The 842-nt window shown below is 53.7% G+C and carries 1 protein-coding gene; it reads right to left on the bottom strand.

What is annotated here, in order from left to right:
* Nucleotides 1–842, bottom strand: an 842-nt coding sequence (gene gndA / locus FC43_RS08985) for an NADP-dependent phosphogluconate dehydrogenase (protein ID WP_235807610.1), incomplete at both ends; no start/stop codon positions are given.

The following is an 842-nucleotide window of genomic DNA, read 5'->3' as shown; positions in this document are numbered from 1 at the left end:
CTTCCCGAAGTAGAGGGCTTGGCGAATCTTTTCGATGTATTCCTTCTTTTCAGCGTCCGTCAGGTTAACGGCTTCAACATCGGCTGGTAATTCCTTGCTTGCAGCAACCCGTTCTTGCTTCATCATGGAGATGTAACGAGCGTAAACAGCTTCCGTAATCACGGATTGTGGAGCACCACCGTCCAGGGCAGTTTCAGAAGACCACTTCCCAGTCCCCTTGTTTGCCCCCCGGTCGAGGATCATGTCCACGATTGGCTTGGACTTGTCAGCGCCCAAGTCGTCCTTGCGCGTCAGAATGTCAGCGGTGATTTCAACTAAGTAGGAGTCCAATTCACCCTTGTTCCATTCGGCGAAGATGTCAGCCATTTCGTCTACGGAGAGGCCTAAGACGTTGCGCATCACGTTGTAGCTTTCGTCGATTAATTCTTCGTCCCCGTATTCGATCCCGTTGTGGACCATCTTAACGTAGTGACCAGCCCCGTTTGGCCCAATGTAGGTCACACATGGCTTGCCATCTTCGGCCTTGGCGGCAATTTGGGTCAGGATTGGTTCAACCAGGTCGTAAGCTTCCTTTTGACCACCTGGCATCAGGGAAGGACCTTGCAAGGCACCCAGTTCCCCACCGGAAACCCCCATGCCGATGAAGTTGATCCCGGACTTGTCCAACTTAGCGTTGCGGGCCATCGTGTCGTGGAAGTTGGTGTTCCCACCGTCGATCAGCACGTCACCCTTGTCCAGCAGTGGCAGCAAGCCGTCAATCACAGCGTCAGTCCCCTTACCAGCTTGGACCATCATCAAGATCCGACGTGGCTTTTCCAGGGAGTTTACGAAGTCTTCCAGGC

Origin of the sequence: Limosilactobacillus ingluviei DSM 15946 (assembly GCF_001435775.1) — a bacterium.
GTDB classification, from domain to species: Bacteria; Bacillota; Bacilli; order Lactobacillales; family Lactobacillaceae; genus Limosilactobacillus; species Limosilactobacillus ingluviei.
The sequence above is the reverse complement of the archived record's forward strand: the minus strand, read 5'-3'. Positions and strand labels throughout refer to the sequence as shown.